At 72.7% G+C, this 18,296-nt stretch carries 20 protein-coding genes; 11 read left to right on the top strand and 9 right to left on the bottom strand.

Going from position 1 to position 18,296, the window contains the following annotated elements:
• Positions 1-6: 6 nt before the first annotated feature.
• Together FHG89_RS11020 and FHG89_RS11015 are read right to left on the bottom strand one after the other, a co-directional pair.
• Positions 7-1,008 carry a tRNA (adenine-N1)-methyltransferase gene (locus FHG89_RS11020; RefSeq protein WP_425280166.1) on the bottom strand — a complete coding sequence of 334 codons (1,002 nt, stop codon included), beginning with the start codon at positions 1,006-1,008 and terminating at the stop codon, positions 7-9.
• Entirely contained in the window at positions 1,005-2,096 is a 1,092-nt protein-coding gene (locus tag FHG89_RS11015; RefSeq protein WP_425280168.1) for a M50 family metallopeptidase, read from the bottom strand. The genes FHG89_RS11020 and FHG89_RS11015 overlap by 4 nt, the downstream gene beginning before the upstream one ends.
• Before the next feature lie 140 nt (positions 2,097-2,236).
• On the opposite strand from FHG89_RS11015, the gene FHG89_RS11010 reads away from it, so the two are divergent.
• The 5 genes from FHG89_RS11010 to FHG89_RS10990 all read left to right on the top strand — a co-directional run bounded on the left by FHG89_RS11010 (position 2,237) and on the right by FHG89_RS10990 (position 8,237).
• Positions 2,237-3,151, top strand: coding sequence for a RecB family exonuclease (locus tag FHG89_RS11010; RefSeq protein ID WP_139584275.1), 915 nt, complete (start codon positions 2,237-2,239; stop codon positions 3,149-3,151).
• Positions 3,152-3,351: 200 nt separating this feature from the next.
• A complete protein-coding gene (locus FHG89_RS11005; protein ID WP_139584274.1) occupies positions 3,352-4,038 on the top strand; it encodes a response regulator in 687 nt (228 codons plus the stop codon).
• 333 nt (positions 4,039-4,371) lie between these two features.
• Positions 4,372-5,139 (top strand): ABC transporter ATP-binding protein, encoded by a 768-nt coding sequence (locus FHG89_RS11000; protein ID WP_139584273.1) that lies wholly within the window; start codon positions 4,372-4,374, stop codon positions 5,137-5,139.
• Positions 5,139-7,694 carry an ABC transporter permease gene (locus tag FHG89_RS10995; RefSeq protein ID WP_139584272.1) on the top strand — a complete coding sequence of 852 codons (2,556 nt, stop codon included), beginning with the start codon at positions 5,139-5,141 and terminating at the stop codon, positions 7,692-7,694. Before FHG89_RS11000 ends, FHG89_RS10995 begins: the two co-directional genes overlap by 1 nt.
• A gap of 165 nt (positions 7,695-7,859) precedes the next feature.
• Positions 7,860-8,237 (top strand): carboxymuconolactone decarboxylase family protein, encoded by a 378-nt coding sequence (locus FHG89_RS10990; RefSeq protein WP_139584271.1) that lies wholly within the window; start codon positions 7,860-7,862, stop codon positions 8,235-8,237.
• A 15-nt stretch (positions 8,238-8,252) separates the two neighbouring features.
• Here the strand turns inward: FHG89_RS10990 and FHG89_RS10985 are convergent, their stop codons facing one another.
• Both FHG89_RS10985 and FHG89_RS10980 read right to left on the bottom strand, forming a co-directional pair.
• On the bottom strand, positions 8,253-8,909 hold the full coding sequence (locus FHG89_RS10985) for an HAD family hydrolase (protein ID WP_139584324.1): 657 nt from the start codon (positions 8,907-8,909) through the stop codon (positions 8,253-8,255).
• A 121-nt stretch (positions 8,910-9,030) separates the two neighbouring features.
• Positions 9,031-9,768, bottom strand: coding sequence for a neutral zinc metallopeptidase (locus tag FHG89_RS10980; protein WP_139584270.1), 738 nt, complete (start codon positions 9,766-9,768; stop codon positions 9,031-9,033).
• 190 nt (positions 9,769-9,958) lie between these two features.
• On the opposite strand from FHG89_RS10980, the gene FHG89_RS10975 reads away from it, so the two are divergent.
• The 3 genes from FHG89_RS10975 to FHG89_RS10965 all read left to right on the top strand — a co-directional run bounded on the left by FHG89_RS10975 (position 9,959) and on the right by FHG89_RS10965 (position 12,091).
• The gene (locus FHG89_RS10975; RefSeq protein ID WP_139584269.1) at positions 9,959-10,324 is read left to right on the top strand and encodes a hypothetical protein; all 366 of its coding nucleotides are present in this window, start codon (positions 9,959-9,961) and stop codon (positions 10,322-10,324) included.
• Positions 10,325-10,438: 114 nt separating this feature from the next.
• A complete protein-coding gene (locus FHG89_RS10970; protein WP_244295355.1) occupies positions 10,439-10,831 on the top strand; it encodes a YciI family protein in 393 nt (130 codons plus the stop codon).
• Between the two features lie 3 nt (positions 10,832-10,834).
• Positions 10,835-12,091 (top strand): RNA polymerase sigma factor, encoded by a 1,257-nt coding sequence (locus tag FHG89_RS10965; RefSeq protein WP_139584267.1) that lies wholly within the window; start codon positions 10,835-10,837, stop codon positions 12,089-12,091.
• 42 nt (positions 12,092-12,133) lie between these two features.
• On the opposite strand, the gene FHG89_RS10960 is transcribed toward FHG89_RS10965, so the two are convergent.
• A complete protein-coding gene (locus FHG89_RS10960) occupies positions 12,134-13,234 on the bottom strand; it encodes a calcium:cation antiporter (RefSeq protein ID WP_208760927.1) in 1,101 nt (366 codons plus the stop codon).
• A gap of 100 nt (positions 13,235-13,334) precedes the next feature.
• Here FHG89_RS10960 and FHG89_RS10955 point away from each other — a divergent pair, with 100 nt between their 5' ends.
• Positions 13,335-13,697 carry an ArsR/SmtB family transcription factor gene (locus tag FHG89_RS10955; RefSeq protein ID WP_167517384.1) on the top strand — a complete coding sequence of 121 codons (363 nt, stop codon included), beginning with the start codon at positions 13,335-13,337 and terminating at the stop codon, positions 13,695-13,697.
• Positions 13,694-14,197 (top strand): SRPBCC family protein, encoded by a 504-nt coding sequence (locus tag FHG89_RS10950; protein WP_139584265.1) that lies wholly within the window; start codon positions 13,694-13,696, stop codon positions 14,195-14,197. Before FHG89_RS10955 ends, FHG89_RS10950 begins: the two co-directional genes overlap by 4 nt.
• Here FHG89_RS10950 and FHG89_RS33660 read toward each other — a convergent pair.
• Entirely contained in the window at positions 14,194-14,385 is a 192-nt protein-coding gene (locus FHG89_RS33660) for a uracil-DNA glycosylase family protein (protein WP_244295351.1), read from the bottom strand. The genes FHG89_RS10950 and FHG89_RS33660 overlap by 4 nt on opposite strands.
• A 208-nt stretch (positions 14,386-14,593) precedes the next feature.
• Here FHG89_RS33660 and FHG89_RS10940 point away from each other — a divergent pair, with 208 nt between their 5' ends.
• Positions 14,594-15,337 carry an SAM-dependent methyltransferase gene (locus tag FHG89_RS10940; protein ID WP_139584263.1) on the top strand — a complete coding sequence of 248 codons (744 nt, stop codon included), beginning with the start codon at positions 14,594-14,596 and terminating at the stop codon, positions 15,335-15,337.
• Here FHG89_RS10940 and FHG89_RS10935 read toward each other — a convergent pair.
• From FHG89_RS10935 to FHG89_RS10925, 3 genes are all read right to left on the bottom strand, one after another.
• Entirely contained in the window at positions 15,316-16,233 is a 918-nt protein-coding gene (locus FHG89_RS10935; RefSeq protein ID WP_244295349.1) for a phosphatase PAP2 family protein, read from the bottom strand. The genes FHG89_RS10940 and FHG89_RS10935 overlap by 22 nt on opposite strands.
• Positions 16,234-16,337: 104 nt before the next feature.
• Positions 16,338-17,981, bottom strand: a complete 1,644-nt coding sequence (locus FHG89_RS10930; RefSeq protein WP_139584262.1) for an MDR family MFS transporter — start codon at positions 17,979-17,981, stop codon at positions 16,338-16,340.
• A complete protein-coding gene (locus FHG89_RS10925) occupies positions 17,978-18,292 on the bottom strand; it encodes a MarR family winged helix-turn-helix transcriptional regulator (protein ID WP_139584261.1) in 315 nt (104 codons plus the stop codon). Before FHG89_RS10925 ends, FHG89_RS10930 begins: the two co-directional genes overlap by 4 nt.
• Positions 18,293-18,296 lie beyond the last annotated feature (4 nt).

Raw genomic sequence — 18,296 nt, 5'->3', positions numbered from 1 at the left:
CGATGGTCACGGCCTGTCCATCTCCCCCGTCGCGTCGGGCTGCGCGCCTGCGGCCTGCGCGGCGGCCGCCTGCCGTGCCGCCTCCGCCTCGCGCAGGTCCTGCCGGCGCTGCGCGTACGCCTCGGTGCCCTTGCTGGGCTTGCGCCGCCGGGGCGGCGCGGTGACGCCGGGGGCGAGCTTGCGCGCGGAGACCAGGAACGCGGTGTGCGCGATCATCCGGTGGTCCGGGCGGACGGCGAGGCCCTCGGCGTGCCAGTCGCGCACCAGCGACTCCCACGCGCGCGGCTCGGTCCAGCCGCCGCGCTCACGCAGCGCCTCGACCAGCTCGGAGAGCTGCGGCGTGGTGGCCACGTAGCCGATGAACACCCCGCCGGGCACCAGCGCCCGCTCGACCATGTCGAGGGTCTCCCAGGGGGTCAGCATGTCCAGGATGATCCGGTCGAAGCCGGTCTCCTGGCACTGCGCGACGTCACCGACGTGCAGGTGCCAGGACGGGTGCGGCCCGTTGAAGAACGCCTCCACGTTGCGCTTGGCGATCTGCGCGAAGTCGTCGCGCAGCTCGAACGAGTGCAGCTCCCCCTCGGTGCCGACGGCCCGCAGCAGCGAGCAGCTGAGCGCGCCGGAGCCGGCGCCGGCCTCGAGGACCTTCGCGCCGGGGAAGATGTCGCCCATCGCGACGATCTGCGCCGAGTCCTTCGGGTAGATCACCTGCGCGCCGCGCGGCATCGACAGCACGTAGTCCGACAGCAGCGGCCGCAACGCCAGGAACGCCGTGCCGCCGCCGGAGGTGGTCACCACGCTGCCGTCGGGCAGCCCGATCAGGGCGTCGTGCGCCAGGATGCCCCGGTGGGTGTGGAACTCCTTGCCGGGCTCCAGCGTCACCGTGTGCATCCGCCCCTTTGGGTCGGTCAGCTGCACCCGGTCGCCGGGCCGGAAGGGCCCACGGTGCACGGGTGTCAGCGCCGGGCTGGCGGCGTCGGCCGGGACGGTGGAGGACGTTGCGGTCACGATGTCATCTTCCGGTTGGGTTCGAGGAGCTGTGCCAGGTCCCCGATGTGCAGAATGCCGACGACATCTTCGCCTGACGTCACCACGTACTGCGCGCCCGGGTGGGTCTGTACGGCGTCCATCACCCGCTCCCCGTCGAGCCCGGCCGGCAACGTGGGCAGCGCGCCCAGCGACCGGGCCACGGCGTCGACCGCCAGCCAGGGGCGACGCTCGACGGGCACCGCCTCGGCCGCGGCCGGGTCGACCAGCGCCACCGGCCGACCGGTGGAGTCGGTGACCAGCAGCGCGGCTGCGGGCTGCCCGGCCTCGGCGCGGCGACGTTGCGCCTCGGCCAGCGGGGTGCCGGTGGGCACCGGCCAGACCGGTCGGGCCAGCCGGGACAGGTCGATCAGCGGGAATCGGCGGCTGACCCGGGCGGCGCGGATGGCCTGCCCGGCGCCCCGCCACAGGGTGAGGGCTACCAGCAGCATCAGCGGCAGCGCCAGCGGAGCGAGGTAGTCGGCGAGGGTGAGCAGCAGGACCAGGGCGGCGGTGCCGACGGCGACGGCCCGGCCCGCCCAGCCGGCGACCTCGGTGCCCCGGTGCCGGTCGCGGGTCAGCCCCCAGACCAGGGCGCGCAGTGCCCGGCCGCCGTCCAGCGGCAGCCCGGGCAGGATGTTGAACACCGCGACGATGACGTTGCTCACGGCGAGCTGGAGGGCGAGCTGGTGGGCCACTGTCCGCTCGGGCAGCGCGACGGTGGCGGCGACCGCGATGACGCCGAGCACCGCGGAGACCGCCGGCCCGGCCAGCGAGACCAGCAGGTCGACCCGGGGTGAGGGGGCGTCGCGGTCCATCTCGGTGTAGCCGCCGAGCAGTTCCAGGGTGATGCCGCGCACACCGATGCCGTAGCGCCGGGCGGTGAGCGCGTGACCCAGCTCGTGCAGCAGCACCGAGCCGAGTAGCGACACCACGAAACCGAAGCCGATCAGGTAGCCGGCGAGCTGCGACAGGTCGAGCTGGCGGCGGGCGAACTCGGCGTACAGCACGGCGACCAGCGCCGCGAGCAGGACCATCGAGCCGTTGAGGTGCAGTGGCACTCCGAACACCCGGCCCACGTTCAGGCCGGGGCGCCGGTCGGGTCGGCGCGGCGGCCGGGATGTCTGCTCCATCGCCACGATGCTACGGACCGGTCGTGCCAGGGGCGGGCGGCGGTCGGTGTCACACCGGTGCCCTAACCTTTGCCGACATGACGGCGGAACCGGTCACCACCACCCAGTCCCCCCTACCGGCGCAGACCCCGCCGACGGTGCGGGCGTCGCTGTCCCCGTCGCGGGCGGCGGATTTCAAGACCTGCCCGCTGCTCTACCGGTTCCGCAGCATCGACCGGCTGCCCGAGCGCACCACCATCGAGCAGGCCCGGGGCACGCTGGTGCACGCCGTCCTGGAGCGCCTGTTCGACCTGCCGGCCGCCGGTCGTACGCCGGCGGCGGCCGGTGATCTGGTGGCCCCCCAGTGGGACCGGCTGGTCACCGAGCAGCCGGAGCTGGCGGCGATCTTCGACGGCGCGGAGCCGGCCGGCCCGGTGGAGTTCCTGCGCTCGGCGGCCGGGCTGCTGGAGGGTTACTTCGCGGTGGAGGACCCGACCCGTCTGGAGCCGGCCGAACGGGAGAGCCTGATCTCGGCGGTGGTCGACGAGGAGTTGCTGATCCGGGGTTACCTCGACCGGCTCGACGTGGCGCCGGACGGCGCGCTGCGGGTGGTCGACTACAAGACCGGTGGCGCTCCGCGGGAGGCGTTCGAGGCGCGGGCGCTGTTCCAGTTGAAGTTCTACGCGCTGGTGCTGTGGCGCACCCGGGGCGTCGTGCCCCGGGTGTTGCGGCTGCTCTACCTGCGCGACGCCGAGGTGTTGGACTACACGCCGGACGCCGACGAACTGGTCCGCTTCGAGCGCACCGTCGTGGCCCTGTGGCGGGCGATCGAGCAGGCCACCGTCCGCCAGGATTTCCGGCCCCGACCGAGTCGGCTCTGCGACTGGTGCAGCCACCAGGCGCTGTGCCCGAGCTTCGGCGGCACCCCGCCGCCGTTCCCGGTCGCGGTGGCGGGCGCCGATCCGCTGCGCGACGCCCGGTCCGCTCCGGTGACGCCCGGCGCCGACGAGTGACCGGCCCGCCGTCGATCCGACGGCGTCCGGCGCCCGCTTCGCGGCGTTCTCCTCGCGGGTGAGCGCGACACCCGACCGGATCGGCGCCACGCCGATCGGGACACGGCGCGCTCCGCGTCTCTACGGTGGTCCACGACGCACCGGCCGGTGTACGCGAGGATGACCGGTGCGGCAGGGCCATCGGGGGGACGGGAGACGAGATGACCGAACGGGTGGCCTCGGCGCGGCCGGTGCGGATCCTGCTCGCCGACGACCAGCCCCTGCTGCGTACCGGCTTTCGGATGGTGCTCGGCACCGAGGGTGACCTGGACGTGGTGGCGGAGGCCGGCGACGGCGTGGAGGCGGTGGAGCTGTCCCGCCGGCTGCTGCCCGACGTCGTGCTGATGGACATCCGGATGCCCCGGATGGACGGGGTGGCCGCGACCCGGGCGATCGTCGACGCCCGGCTGCCGGTGCGGGTGCTGGTGCTTACCACGTTCGACCTGGACGAGTACGTGGTGGGCGCGTTGCGGGCCGGGGCCAGCGGGTTCCTGGCCAAGGACGTGCCGGCCGAGGAGTTGATCGCGGCGATCCGCACGGTCGCGGGCGGGGACGCGGTGGTGGCGCCGCGGATCCTGCGGCGTCTGCTGGACCGCTTCGCCGAGCTGCTGCCCGATCCGGCGCAGACGCCTTCGGCGGCGCTCGACGCGCTCACCGACCGGGAACGCGAGGTGCTGGTGCAGGTGGCGCGGGGGCTGTCCAACGCCGAGATCGCCGCGGTGTTGTCGGTCAGCGAGACCACCATCAAGACCCACGTGGGGCATCTGTTGACCAAGCTGCGGCTGCGCGACCGGGTACAGGCCGTGGTGCTGGCGTACGAGTCGGGGCTGGTCCGCCCTCGGGCGTAGTCGCGCCGGGGCGGGATACCTCACCCGGCGTACCCGAAGATCCCTCCCTGGGGTGACGGCCACCGTTGCCGCCGTCACCTACCGTGACCGGAGACGGTCCGACGCGGTTGACCCTCCTGTGACGTGAGGGGGGAGGGTCGGCGGCGGGCCCGTTCGGCCGTCGGGTCAGGGGCAACCCTGATCCGGCATGGGGGGGCACCCGCAGCGGGAAATCCGCGCCGCGTCCCCCCAGGGACGGACGGGACGCGTGTGGGCGGCACCGATGATTGAACAGTCACGTCGGACCATCGGGGGGCGGCGTGCATTTTCGGACAGACGGAAGAGGTAGATGACGTGACCGCGACGGTAGGCCAGCAGGCGCAGGCCGCGGCCCGGGCGAACGACGTGTGGAAGGTGTACGGCAGCGGCGAGGCTCAGGTCGTCGCGCTGCGGGGGGTCAGCGCCGAGTTCGAACGTGGCCGCTTCACCGCGATCATGGGCCCGTCGGGTTCCGGCAAGTCGACCCTGATGCACTGCCTGGCCGGCCTGGACTCGGTCACCCGGGGCACGGTGGAGATCGGCGAGACGACGGTCACCGGGCTGGGCGACTCCGGGTTGACGAAGCTGCGCCGCGACAAGGTCGGCTTCATCTTCCAGCAGTTCAACCTGCTGCCGACGCTCACCGCCAAGGAGAACATCCTCCTGCCGCTGTCGATCGCCGGGCGCAAGCCGGACCCGGCCTGGTACGACACGGTGATCACGACGGTGGGTCTGCGGGACCGGCTGGACCACCGTCCGGCCCAGCTCTCCGGTGGGCAGCAGCAGCGGGTGGCGTGCGCGCGGGCGCTGGTCTCCCGCCCCGAGGTGATCTTCGCTGACGAGCCGACCGGCAACCTGGACTCGCGCTCGGGCGCCGAGGTGCTCAACTTCCTGCGCGACTCGGTCCGCGAGCACGGCCAGACCATCGTGATGGTCACCCACGACCCGACCGCCGCCGCGTACGCCGACCGGGTGGTCTTCCTCGCCGACGGCGAGATCGTCTCGGAGCTGATCGAGCCGACCGCCGAGACGGTGCTGGACACCATGAAGAAGCTGGACACTCCCGCCGAGGTGGGCAACTGATGTTCCGGGCGACATTCAAGAGTCTGCTGGCTCGCAAGGTCCGGCTGATCCTGTCCGGGCTGGCGGTGGTGCTCGGGGTGATGTTCGTCTCCGGCGCGTTCGTGCTCACCGACACGCTGGGTCGCTCCTTCGACTCGGTCTTCGCCGACGGTTTCTCCGAGATCGACGTGAACGTCGCGGCGAAGCCGAAGGTCCAGGTCAACGAGATGGAGGGCGAGCAGACCGCCGCCCCGTTGCCGGCCGCCGTGGTGGACCGGGTCAAGCAGGTGCCGGGCGTGGCCTCGGCGACGGGCGTCGTCAACGCCGACGGCGCGCGGGTCATCGGCAGCAACGGCAAGGTCGTCACGTCGTTCGGTCCGCCGCAGTTGGGCGAGAACTGGACCGGCGAGAGTGACCTGCTGCAACTGCGGGAGGGGCGTGCGCCGCAGGCCGAGGACGAGATCGTTCTCAACAAGGCGTTGGCCACCACGGCGAAGGTGCAGGTGGGCCAGAAGGTCGGCGTGCTCACCGCGTTCGAGTCGAAGAAGCGGGACTTCACCCTGGTCGGCATCGCCGGCTACAGCGGTGACCGGGACTCGATCGGCGGCGTCAACGAGGTCTTCTTCACCACGCCTGTGGCGCAGCGGCTGATGCTGGGCGAGCCTGACACGTTCAGCAGCGTCACGGTGCGCGCGGCCGGCGGTGTCTCCGACGAGGCGTTGCGCGACGACGTGGCCCGCACCCTGGGCGCGGACTTCGAGGTGAAGACCGGTGAGCAGGTGGCCGCGGACGCCGCGGCCAGCCTGAAGGAGGGCCTGTCCTTCTTCAACAAGATCCTGCTCGGCTTCGCCGCGGTGGCGCTGCTGGTGGGCACCTTCCTGATCCTCAACACCTTCTCGATCATCGTGGCGCAGCGGACCCGGGAGCTGGCGCTGATGCGCGCCATCGGGGCCAGCGGCCGGCAGATCATCGGTTCGGTGGTGCTGGAGGCCATCGCGGTCGGCCTGATCGCTTCGGTGCTCGGCCTGGCGGCCGGCATCGGGGTGGGCGCGCTGCTGGCGTTCCTGTTCGGCAAGCTGGCCGGTGGGCTCACCCTCGCCGGCATCGGGGTGCCGGCGGCGGCGGTGATCGGCTCGTTCGCCGTCGGTCTGGTGATCACGGTGGTGGCGGCGCTGCTGCCGGCGCTGCGCGCGTCCCGGATCCCGCCGATCGCGGCGATGCAGGACGTGGCCACCCCGGACCGCCCGTTGACGAAGATCACGGTCGCCGGGGCGCTGGTCACCGGCGTCGGCGCGGTGCTGCTGTTCCTCGGGCTCAGCGGCAACGCGGGCGGTCAGACGCTGTCCACCATCCTGGGCGGGGTGCTGTTCGCCTTCATCGGGGTGGCGCTGCTGACCCCGCTGATCAGCCGGCCCGTGGTGAGCCTGCTCGGTGCGATCTTCTCCTGGTCGGTGCCGGGCAAGCTGGGCCGGCTCAACTCCGGGCGCAACCCGCGCCGTACCGCGCTCACCGCCGCCGCGTTGATGGTCGGCATCGCGCTGGTCACCGGCGTCACGGTGATCCTGGACTCGGCCAAGGGCAGCCTCAGCGCGCTCGCTCAGGACACCATCAAGGCCGAGCTCGTGATCGCCGGGCAGCAGGGCGGCCCGCGTCCGCCGAGCTTCGACCCGGGTGTGCTGGACCGGGCCAAGGCCCTGCCCGGTGTGCGGATGGTCGACGGCGAGTACGGCGACATGGCGAGGATCGACGGCGAGAGCACCTGGGTCGCGGCGAGCAGCGACGTGGCGTCGCTGCGACAGATCTTCGGCGCGAAGGCCACCGCCGGTGACATCGACCGGCTCGGTCCGACCCAGATGCTGGCCAGTTCGGACACCGCCACGTCCCGTGGCTGGTCGGTGGGCTCGACGGTGAAGGTGCAGCTGACCCGGGGCGAGGAGCGCACGTACACGATCAGCGGCATCTACGAGTCGTCGCAGCTGACCAACCCGGTGACGTTGCCGGTGACGGCGGCGAAGGACTTCGCCATCCCGCAGCCCATCCAGGGCTTCATCCAGCTTGCCCCGGGCGCCCGGGTGGCCGACGTGCAGCCGCAGGTGGAGACGCTGCTCGCGGACAGCCCCGAGGTGTCGGTGGCCGACCGGGACGCGTTCATCAAGCAGCAGATGAGTTCGCTCGACGGGTTGCTCAGGATGATCCAGATCCTGCTGGCGCTGGCCATCGTGATCGCCGTGCTCGGCATCATCAACACGCTGGCGCTGTCGGTGCTGGAGCGGACCCGCGAGCTGGGTCTGCTGCGGGCGATCGGCCTGCGCCGTGGCCAGACCATGGGCATGATCACCGTGGAGGCGGTGGTGATCTCGGTGTTCGGCGCGCTGCTCGGCGTGGCGGTCGGCACCGGGCTCGGCGCCGCCGTGGTCGAGGCGCTCAAGGACGAGGGCATCACCGACCTGGTCCTGCCCTGGGGGCAGATGGGTGTCTTCCTCGGCCTCGCCGCGATCATCGGCGTGGTGGCCGCGGTGCTCCCGGCCGTGCGGGCGGCCCGGATCAACGTCCTGGGCGCCATCGCCCACGACTGATCGGCACCACCGAGGCCCCCGATCGCCATCTGCGCGGTCGGGGGCCTCGGCCGTCCGACCTGTCCGTTTGGCCTCGCCCGTCGATGGGCGGCTGCCAGGCTGGTGGTGCCGGCACGGCGCCGGCCCGTCCGGCGACCCGGGCGGCGGAGAGTCGGAACCGGTGACATGACCGATCAGGACGCGTACCAGCGGGCACTCGACAACGCCGAGCGGTTGCTCGGTCAGCCGTTGGTGCTGCCGCTCGGCGAGGGCGAGCCGCCGGTCGGGCACGATTTCCGTCGTCTCGCCACCGTGCAGACGTTCGGCGCGGCGTGGCCCCGGGAGGGCCTGGACCTGCGGAGCCGATGCCTGGTCTCGGTGGCGATCGCGGCCACCCTCGGCACCCACGAGCCGCTGCGCGGCCAACTGCGCATCGCCCTGACCTCGGGCGTGACCAAGGAAGAGATCGTCGAACTGTTCATCCACCTGGCCGCGTACGCGGGCGCCGCGAAAGCGTTCGACGCGTACCAGGTGGTCGGGAGGGTCTTCGCCGAACGCCCCTGACCCGCGCCGGCCCCGTCAGCCGGTCGCGCCGGCCCGGTCGGTCACCAGCCCGGCGAGCAACTCCAGGTCCGCGCCGGACAGGCTCTCCACCTGGTGTACGCCGACCGTGCTCGCCAGCTGCACCTCCGCCGGTACGGCCAGCACCGCCGCGCCGGAGGCGAGCGCGCTGGCCACCCCGGTCGGCGAGTCCTCGATCGCCACGCACCGCTCGATCGGCACACCCAGCAGGCGGGCGGCGGTCAGGTACGGCTCCGGGTGCGGTTTGGCCGCGACCACCTCGTCGCCGGCGACGACCACGTCGAAGGTGTCCCGGCCGAGGGTGTCCAGGGCGATCTCGACGAGCGCCCGGGGGCTGGAGGTCACCAGCGCGGTGGGGATTCCCGCCGCGCGGACCGCGTGCAGCAGCTCGAACGCCCCCGGCCGCCAGGGCAGACCGCCCCGGAACAGCTCCAGGATCCGCGCGTTGATCCACGCCGCGCTGGTCTCCGGATCCCGTTCGGGCTGCCCGAGGTCGTCGTGCAGGATGCGCATCGACTCGGCCATGGCGGTGCCGACGATCGACCGGCGGGCGTCGGCGGACAGCTCCCCGCCGTGCTCCCGGGCGAGTTCCTGCAACGCGACGTCCCACAGCTTCTCGCTGTCGACCAGCGTGCCGTCCATGTCGAAGAGCACGGCGGCGGGGTGATGGCTGCTCAGCGGATCCTCCAGGGTCGTGGCCGACACCGGCGATCCTGCCAGCAGCGCCTGTGGTCGGCACCGGCGACGGGGGCCGGGGTGATCCGGGCAACGCCGCTCAGCCCAGGTCGCACTCCGTGAGCGAGCGCTCGTAGCCGCGGAAGAACGTGTCGGTGCGCTGCTCGGCGGTGCCGTGCGCGCCTTCGGCGAACCACGGCTGGTCCGGGTCGTCGCCGACCGCCGCCAGCCCTTCCCGGAACTCGTCCAGGTCGCCCTCGGCGAGGGTCAGGGCGCCGGAGCGTACCGAGTCGCCGAGGTACGCCCCGGCCATGCAGTCGGCCTGCAACTCCTGCTGGATGGTGAAGCTGTAGTTGATGCCGAGGCGCACCTGGATGCCGTGGGCGTACTCGTGCCCGAGCAGGTAGAACACGAAGGCGTCACCCACCTGGCGGAACGCCGCCACCGACCAGTCCACGTCGTACGCGATGAAGTCGCCCCGCGAGCAGTAGACGGCGTTGTTGCGGGGCAGCGCCTGCCCGCCGCAGGACACCTCGCCGGACCGCTGGTACGGGATGATCCGACGGATGGGTTGGAAGCGCTGCCCTGACTGCTTGAACTGGGCCGCCCAGTACCGCTCGGCGATGGCCTGCGCGTCGGCGACGTCCTGCTTGAACTCGGCCACGCTTGTGGTGCTGTCGGCCCGCGTGGCGCCGGGTGAGGCGGCCGGCGGGTTCGCCCCCGGGCGTTCACCCTCCGGCTCAGCCAGCCCGCCGCCCGCGCAGGCGAGCGAGACCAGCGCGGCGATCAGCAGGCCCGCCAGCGGCCCCCGGGCGTCGCGTCCTGATCGTGCGGTCACTGTGCCTCCCCAGACATCTGTCCTCGCGCTGCGCAGTACCCCGACGGTACGACCGTCACGCCCGTGACCGGATTCACGCACGGCGGGGCCGTCCGGTTCACGTGCGGGCGGCCCTGGAGGGTTCCTGAGGGTGGCGTCCGGCGGCCACAATGGCCCGGGGCGGGTGTGGCCGCCCCGGTGGGGAGGGGTCGTGGCGCACGAGTTGGGCAGCCGCCTGCGACGCCAGCCGGCGCCGGCGCACATCGTGTGGCGCTCGTTGCGCGACCCGTACGAGGCCGGCAGCCGCCCGTGGTTGGAGTTGCGCGACGACGAGGTGCCGCCGCGGGTGGTGGCGGGTCACGCGCCGGTGCTGCTGGTGTGGTCGTCGCTGTGGCCGCACCGGCCGTTGGACCGGGTGCGCTTCGATCTGACCGCCGGACCACCCGGGCAGGACTGCGCCCTGCGCTGGACGCTCACCACCGACGGGGACGTGCCGAGCGAGAGCACTCTCGGCTACCTGCGCCACCGCCTCAACTACCTGATCAACCACCGTCTCCGCCGCTCCTACGGCCAGTGACCCCTCGACGAGCAGGTGGGCCAGGTGTGTCCGGTACGGGGGCGCGGCTTCGACGTCTCCGGTGACGGGCGCCGGACGGCGCCTCGCGGACAGGAGGATGACCCCGTGAAGTACATGATTCTGCTCTACGGGTCGCAGCGGGACTACGACGTGCTGTCGGGCCGGGCGACGGACCGGCCGGCGATGTCGGCCGAGCAGATCGCGGCCATGCACCAGCACATGGAGACGTTCCACCAGACCCTCGCCGAGTCCGGGGAGCTGGTCGACGCCCAAGGGCTCAGCGAGCCGGTGCACGCCCGTCGGGTGCGGGTGCGCGAGGGCGCGCCGGTGGTCACCGACGGCCCGTACCCGGAGACGCAGGAGGTCCTCGCCGGCTACACGATCGTGGAGTGCGCCAGCTTCGACCGGGCCACCGAGATCGCCGCCGGGCTTGTCGACCCGGACGCCCCCGGGGCGTACGTGGACGTGCGGCCGGTGCTGGACAGCGTCGAGGACCTGGGCGGCTGACCGGTGCCGCAGACGCCCGTCGAGGACCTGCTGCGTACGCTGGCGCCGCAGGTCCTCGGCGCGCTGGTACGCCGTTACGGGCACTTCGACACCGCCGAGGACGCGGTGCAGGAGGCGCTGATCGCCGCTGCCGACGGCTGGCCGCGCGATGGCGTACCGGACAGTCCCCGGGGCTGGCTGATCACCGTGGCGTCCCGCCGGTTGACCGACCTGCTGCGGCGTGAGCAGGCCCGCCGGCGTCGGGAGGACGCCGTGGCGCGGTGGGTGCTGCCCGAGCAGTGGCGCGCTCCGGCCGCCGACGGGCCACCGCCGGACGCCGACGACACGCTCATCCTGCTGTTCCTGTGCTGCCATCCGGCGCTGTCGCCGGCCTCGCAGATCGCGCTCACCCTGCGCGCCGTGGGCGGGTTGAGCACCGCCGAGGTGGCGCGGGCGTTCCTGGTGCCGGAGGCGACGATGACCCGGCGGATCAGCCGGGGCAAGCAGCGGATCCGCGACACAGGGCTACGGTTCGCGCCGCCCACCGACGCGGAGCGGGCCGACCGGCTCGCCGCCGTGCTGCACGTGTTGTACCTGGTCTTCACCGAGGGGTACGCGCGCACGGCTGGCCCCGGCCTGCTGCGCGCCGACCTGACCGCGGAGGCGATCCGGTTGACCCGCCTGGTGCACCGGCTGCTGCCCGACGATCCGGAGGTCACCGGGCTGCTCGCGTTGATGCTGCTCACCGACGCCCGCGCGCCGGCCCGGATCGGGCCGCGCGGCGAGTTGGTGCCGATGGCCGAGCAGGACCGCGGCCGGTGGCGGGCCGACCAGATCGCCGAGGGGGTCGGGCTGATCAGCGGGGCGCTGCCGCGCGGGGTCGTCGGGCCGTACCAGCTCCAGGCGGCCATCGCGGCCGTGCACGATGAGGCGCCCAGCGCGGCGGCGACCGACTGGCCGCAGATCACCGCCCTGTACGAGGTGCTGCTGGGCATGTCCGACAACCCGGTGGTGGCGCTCAGCCACGCGGTGGCGGTGGCGATGAGCCGGGGCGCGCCGGCCGGGTTGGCGCTGCTGGCCGACCTGGCCGACGACCCGCGACTGGCCGACGACCCGCGACTGCCGGCCGCCCGCGCCCACCTGTGGGAGTTGGTGGGTGACCGGGTCGCGGCGCGCGGGGCGTACCGGATGGCGGCGTCGCGGTCGACGAACCTGGCGCAGCAGCGCTACCTGAACGCCCGCGCGGACCGGCTGGCCGACGACCAGCCGGCCGCCGACTGAGTCGGCGGTCAGCGGGCTGGCGGCCCTCGGCTGAGCCGGCGGTCAGGGACTGGCGGCCAGGAAGACGAACGCGGCCAGCAACACCAGGTGCACGCCGCCCTGCAACACGTTGGCCCGGCCGGGCACGACGGTGAGCACGGCGGTCACCGCGGTGAGCGCGAGCAGCGCGAGCTGGGTGCCGCCGAGGCCGAGCAGGAGCGGGCCGTCCAGCCAGATCGAGGCGATCGCTATCACCGGGATGGTCAGGCCGATGCTGGCCATCGCGGAGCCGAGCGCGAGGTTCAGGCTGATCTGCACCCGGTCGCGGCGGGCGGCGCGGGCGGCGGCCAGGGTCTCCGGCAGCAGCACGAGCAGGGCGATGATCACACCGACGAACGCGTGCGGCAGGTTCGCCGCCGCCACGCCGGCCTCGATGGTCGGCGAGATGGTCTTGGCGTCGCCGACGACCGCGACCAGCGCCACCAGCAGCAGGCCCAGGCTGACCAGCGCGGCTCGGGTGGTGGGCGGCTTGGCGTGCTCCTCGGCGTCTATCACCTGACCTCGGCTGTCGACAGGCAGGAAGTAGTCGCGGTGCCGCCCGGTCTGTACGAGTACGAACAACCCGTACAGGGCCAGCGAGGCGACGGCGGCGAAGGTGAGCTGGGCGGGGCTGAACTCCGGGCCGGGTCGGGCGGTGGTGAAGGTCGGGATGACCAGACTCAGCGTGGCCAGGGTGATCACGGTCGCGAGGGCGCCGCCGGTGCCCTCCGGGTTGAACACCGCGACCCGGCGGCGCAGCGCCCCGAGCAGCAGGGACAGCCCGAGTATCCCGTTACAGGTGATCATGACGGCGGCGAAGACGGTGTCCCGGGCGAGTGACTGGGTCTTCTCCGGTCCACTGATCATCAGCGTGACGATGAGGGCGACCTCGATCACGGTGACCGCGACGGCGAGCACCAGGGAGCCGTAGGGCTCCCCCACCCGGTGGGCGACGACCTCGGCGTGGTGCACGGCCGCGAGCACCGCCCCGCCCAGCAGTGCGGCGACCACCACGACGACCGGACCGGGAAGTTCTCGTCCCCAGGTGACGAACAGCATCAGTACCGCGAGCACGGGTACCGCGACGGTCCAGTCGGTCAGGCGGGATCGAAGCAGGGCTGGCATGCCGTCAAGAGTGCCAGGTCTCGTGATCATGTGCCCACCAACGACGCAGCGCAATGAGGGCGACGGACTCAACCCGTAACCCATAGGTTACGCTTTCGAGGTGGACGAGGTGGCCACCGCGATCGCGGACCCGGTACGACGGCGCATCCTCACCCTGCTGCGCGCCGAACCACTGCCAGCCGGCGACATCGCCCGGCGGTTCACGATCAGCCGGCCCGCCATCAGCCGGCACCTGCGGGTGCTGCGCGAGAGCGGCCTGGTGCGCGACGAGCTGGTCGGTCGGCAGAGGATCTACCGGCTCGACCCGGGTCCGCTCGCGCCGCTTGTCGACTGGCTCGCCGGGCTCGTCGCCACCGACCGGTGGGAGCGGCACCTCGACGCGTTGGAGACCGAGGTCTATCGCACCCGCCGAGAGCGTCGCAGCCGCGGCCCGGCGGAGCACCGAAGGGAGCAAACGGCATGACCCGCACACCCGCCGGACGCCTGTTCCGCACCGCCACCGGCCACGATCTCGTCCTGACCCGCACGTTCCGCGCGCCGGCCGCCGACGTGTGGGCCAGCCTGACCGAGCCGGAGCGCACGGCCCGCTGGTTCGGCCCGTGGGAGGGCGACGCCGCGCCCGGTCGGACCATCCGGGTCCAGATGGCGTACGAGGAGCAGCAGCCCTGGTGCGACTTCCGCGTCGACGCGTGCGAGCCGGGGCGGCGCCTGGCCGTGTCGACGACCGACGACTTCGGCACCTGGCTGCTGGAGCTGTCGCTGACCGAGGCCGAGGGCGGCACCGAGCTGCGCCTCGTGCAGCACCTCAGCAGCGTGCAGGCCATCGCCGAGGTGGGCGCCGGCTGGGAGTACTACCTGGACATGCTTGTCGCCTCGCGGGACGGCTCGCCCCGGCCCGAGTTCGACGAGTACCACCCCGCCATGCGGTCCTACTACGAGACCCTGGCAGCCGCGGCCGGCTAGGGGCCGGTGCCCTGCCGCAGCTTCGCGAACTCGGCGGTCAACGCCGGCAGCGGGAAGTGCGCGTTCAGGCCACTGGGGTTGGGCAGCACCCACACCCGGGCCGGGCCCAGCCGGTCCGGCTGCGGGCCCAGACCGGCCTTCGGCCGGACGAAGGCGATCCGGTACGCGGTCACCCCGAGGATCGCCACCCAGCCCGGCCGGTACCGCCGCAGAACAGCACCCGCAGGCCCGGACCGATCACGTCCGGCAGACCCCGGCCGACGGCCGCCGCGATCTCCTGACGGGTCGGCCGCCGCGCCGGCCCCGCACCCTCCACGTCCACCCCGCCGATCCTGCCGTACCGCCCGACGCCGGACCCGACGTGCGCCGCGGATCATGACTTGACACCCTCAACGGATGCAGGCAACCGACCACCTCGCCGCCAGCCGCTACGCGCGGATGCGCTGGAACACACCCCTGTCCGAGGAGCACGCCACGCTCCTGCTGCGCCGACTCGACGTACGCCCCGGCGCGCGGGTGCTCGACCTGGGCTGCGGCTGGGGCGAGCTGCTGCTGCGGGCGGTCGCCGCCGGTGGCGTGTCGGGCCCGATCGCCACCCGGGGCGTCGGTGTCGACACCGACGACACCGCGCTCGCCCGGGGACGACGGCTGGCCACCGACCGGTCCCTGAACCGGCACGTCGCCTTCGTGATGGGCGAGGCGGCCGCCTGGCAGGAACCCGCCGACCGGGTCCTGTGCATCGGGTCGGCGCACGCCTTCGGTGGCACCGGCGCCACGCTGGACGCGCTCGCCACGGTGGTCCGACCGGGAGGCCGGCTGCTGTTCGGCGACGCCTACTGGGAACGCCCCCCGACCCCGCAGGCCGAGCAAATCTTCGGAACCGGGATCACGGAACTGCCAGGCCTCGTCGAGGCCGCCCGGGAACGCGGCTGGCGGGTGCTGCACCTGAGCACCGCCGACCAGCGCGAGTGGGACGACTTCGAGTCCACCTGGCTCGCGGGACGGCAGGAGTGGCTGCTGACATACCCGGAGGATCCCCGGGCGGCGCAGGTCCGCGCGGAACTCGACGACCGGCTGCGCCAGTACGTCGGCGGGTATCGCGGGATCCTCGGTCTCGCCTACCTCGTCCTCGGCCGCTGACGGCACCGGACACGTCGGGACCGAATGGCCGGTGATGGCGTTCTCACGACGTCACAGGCGTCGGCTCGCCCGGGTGGGTGACCGGACGGCGCCTGCAGCGCCGGTACGCGCTGGCGGGGCCATCCGGCCCGGACGCCGCGTCGGCGGGTGGGTGGGCCGGTCGGCGGTGCGGGCCTGGGCAGCACGAGACAGACGATGGCGAGCAGCACGGCCGCGACGATGCCGTCGAGCCAGTAGTGGTTGCCCGTGGTCACGACGACCAGCAGGGTGGCGATCGGGTGCGCCAGCCACAGCCACCGCAGGCGCCCGCCGGTCACCGCGATGAGCGCGACGGCGACGGCGAGAGCCCAGCCGACGTGCAGGGAGGGCATGGCGGCGTACTGGTTGCTCAACGCGTCCGTGTCGGGCGGGCCGTAGACGGCGGGCCCGTAACGGCTGCCGGTGTCCACCATGCCGGTCAGGGCGGTCAGTCGTGGCGGCGCCAGCGGGACCAGGAAGTGCAGCGCCAGTGCGGCAGCGGTGAGCCCGGCGAGCATGCGACGCGTCCAGAGATACCGCACGGGGTGCCGTACGTACAGCCAGATCAGACAGATGGCCGTGGCGGGGAAGTGCACGTACGCGTAGTAGCCGTTGGCGAGGTGCACCAACAGCTCGTGGGAGAGCAGAGGCCTTTGGAAGGCGGCCTCGTCGGGCAGGTGGAACAGGCGCTCCACCCGCCAGATCCACTCCCCGTTTCCCAGCGCGGTCGACGCCCGGTCGGCCCCGGCCACCCGAGCCGCCTTGTAGATGAGGAACAGGGCGGCGACGAGCCCCAGCTCACGCATGGCCCGGTGCAGTGCGGCAGCTCGCCGGGCGGGTGCCGCCGGACGCGCCGCTGCCAGCTCCGCGGTATCCACAGACCCCTCGATTCGGTGACGTTCGCTCGGATCGGCCCTGGCAGGACAGACCGGGGCCGCCGCCGTCCTCGGACGGCGGCGGCCCCGGGTCGGACGGCCCGACGTCAGCGTCGGGGGGTCGGTCCGTCAGGCGTGGTGTCGACGCGCACCTGGTCGAAGGCGGGAGCGCCGTCGATCGCGTCGGCACCGACGGCCGCCGACGTGGCGGCGTCCGGCAGGTCGAGGCTGGTCCGCAGGGTGATCGGCCTGAGCAGGAGCGCGGCGATGATGCCGACGACCCCGATGGCGGCGGAGATGAGGAAGATGTGTCCGGTGGCGTCGCCGTACGCGGCCCGGACGATCTCCTGGATCGGATCGGGCAGGGCGGTGATGTTGAGGTTGCTGCTGCCCTGCGAGCTGCCGGAGGCGGGGACGCCGGCGGCGGCGAGGTCGTGGGTGATCTGGTCGCTGACCCGGCGGGCGAGGACGGCGCCCAGCACGGAGACGCCGATGGCGCCCCCGAGCGACCGGAAGAACGCCACGCTGGAACTGGCCGCGCCGATGTCCTTGAGCGAGACCGTGTTCTGCACGGCGAGGACGAGGTTCTGCATGGTCATACCGACGCCGACGCCGACGGTGAACATGGCGACGCCGACCAGGACGAGCGACGTCTCGTGATCGATGGTGCCGAGCAGTGCGAACCCGGCGACGAGGAGGATCGAGCCGGCGACGATGTAGGGCTTGATCCTTCCGCTCTTGGTGATCAGCCGGCCGGCGACGATCGAGGAGCCGAGGACTCCGGCCATCATCGGGATGGTGAGCAGGCCAGCCTCCGTCGGGCTGTAACCGCGCCCGATCTGGAAGTACTGGCCGAGGAAGACAGCGCCGCCGAACATGGCCATGCCGACCGCGAGGCTGCCGAGGATGGCCAGCGCGGTGGTGTGCTGGCGCACGATGCCGAGCGGGACGACCGGCTCGGCGGCGCGCGACTCGACCCAGACCGCCAGGGCGAGCAGGATGAGCGTGCCGCCCACCATCGCCGCGGTCTGCCAGGAGGCCCAGGCGAAGGAGCTGTCGACGAACGAGATCCAGATCAGCAGCAGGCTGACGCCGGCCGCGATCAGGCTGGCGCCCAAGTAGTCGATCTTGACGTTCTCGCGCCGTACGGTCGGCAGGTGCAGGGTGGCCTGGAGCAGGAGCAGCGCGATGGCGGCCACCGGCACGCCGACGAAGAAGCACCAGCGCCAGCCGAGCCAGGACGTGTCGACGATGAGGCCGCCGAGCAGTGGGCCGCCGACCGTCGCGACAGCCATGACGCCACCGAGGTAGCCGTTGTAGCGACCCCGCTCGCGCGGCGGGATCATGGCCGCGATCGCCACCTGGACGAGCGCCTGCAGGCCACCGACCCCGATGCCCTGGAACGCGCGGGCGGCGATGAGCTGGCCGGCGCTCTGCGAGAAGCCGGCGACGACCGAGCCCAGCAGGAAGACCACGATGGCGATCTGGATGAGGGCCTTCTTGTTGAACAGGTCGGCCAGCTTGCCCCAGATCGGGGTGGTCGCCGTCGCGGTGAGCAGGGTGGCGGTGACCACCCAGGTGTACTGGGTCTGCGAGCCGTTCAGTGAGCCGATGATCTTCGGTAGCGCGGTCGAGACGACCGTGCTGCTCAGCATCGCGACGAAGAGCACCAGCAGCAGGCCGCTGAGCGCTTCCAGTGTCCGCCGATGGGTCATCGGCTCAGCGCCGGCCGTGATGGTGGGTGCGCTCATCGCGCGGCCTCCAGGTTGTCGTTGTCGTTGTTTCCGAGGGCGATCTCGATGTCGCCGGTGAACCGGCCGAGGGCGGCACTCAGTGCCGCCACCTCGCCGGGAGTCCAGTCGGCGAGCGCTCGTTCGAGCACCTCGCCGTACCAGCGGTGGGTGTCGGCAAGGGCGGCACGGCCGGCCGGGGTGACCGCCAGGAAGGTCGCCCGCTTGTCGGTGGGGTCCGGCCGCCGCTCGACGAGGCCGTGCGCGACGAGCGCCGCGACCGAGCGGCTGACGGTCGACGCGTCCAGTCGAGTGCCGGTGGGCCAAATCACGGGC

It is taken from the genome of Micromonospora orduensis (assembly GCF_006228125.1).
Taxonomy (GTDB): domain Bacteria; phylum Actinomycetota; class Actinomycetes; order Mycobacteriales; family Micromonosporaceae; genus Micromonospora; species Micromonospora orduensis.
The sequence above is the reverse complement of the archived record's forward strand: the minus strand, read 5'-3'. Positions and strand labels throughout refer to the sequence as shown.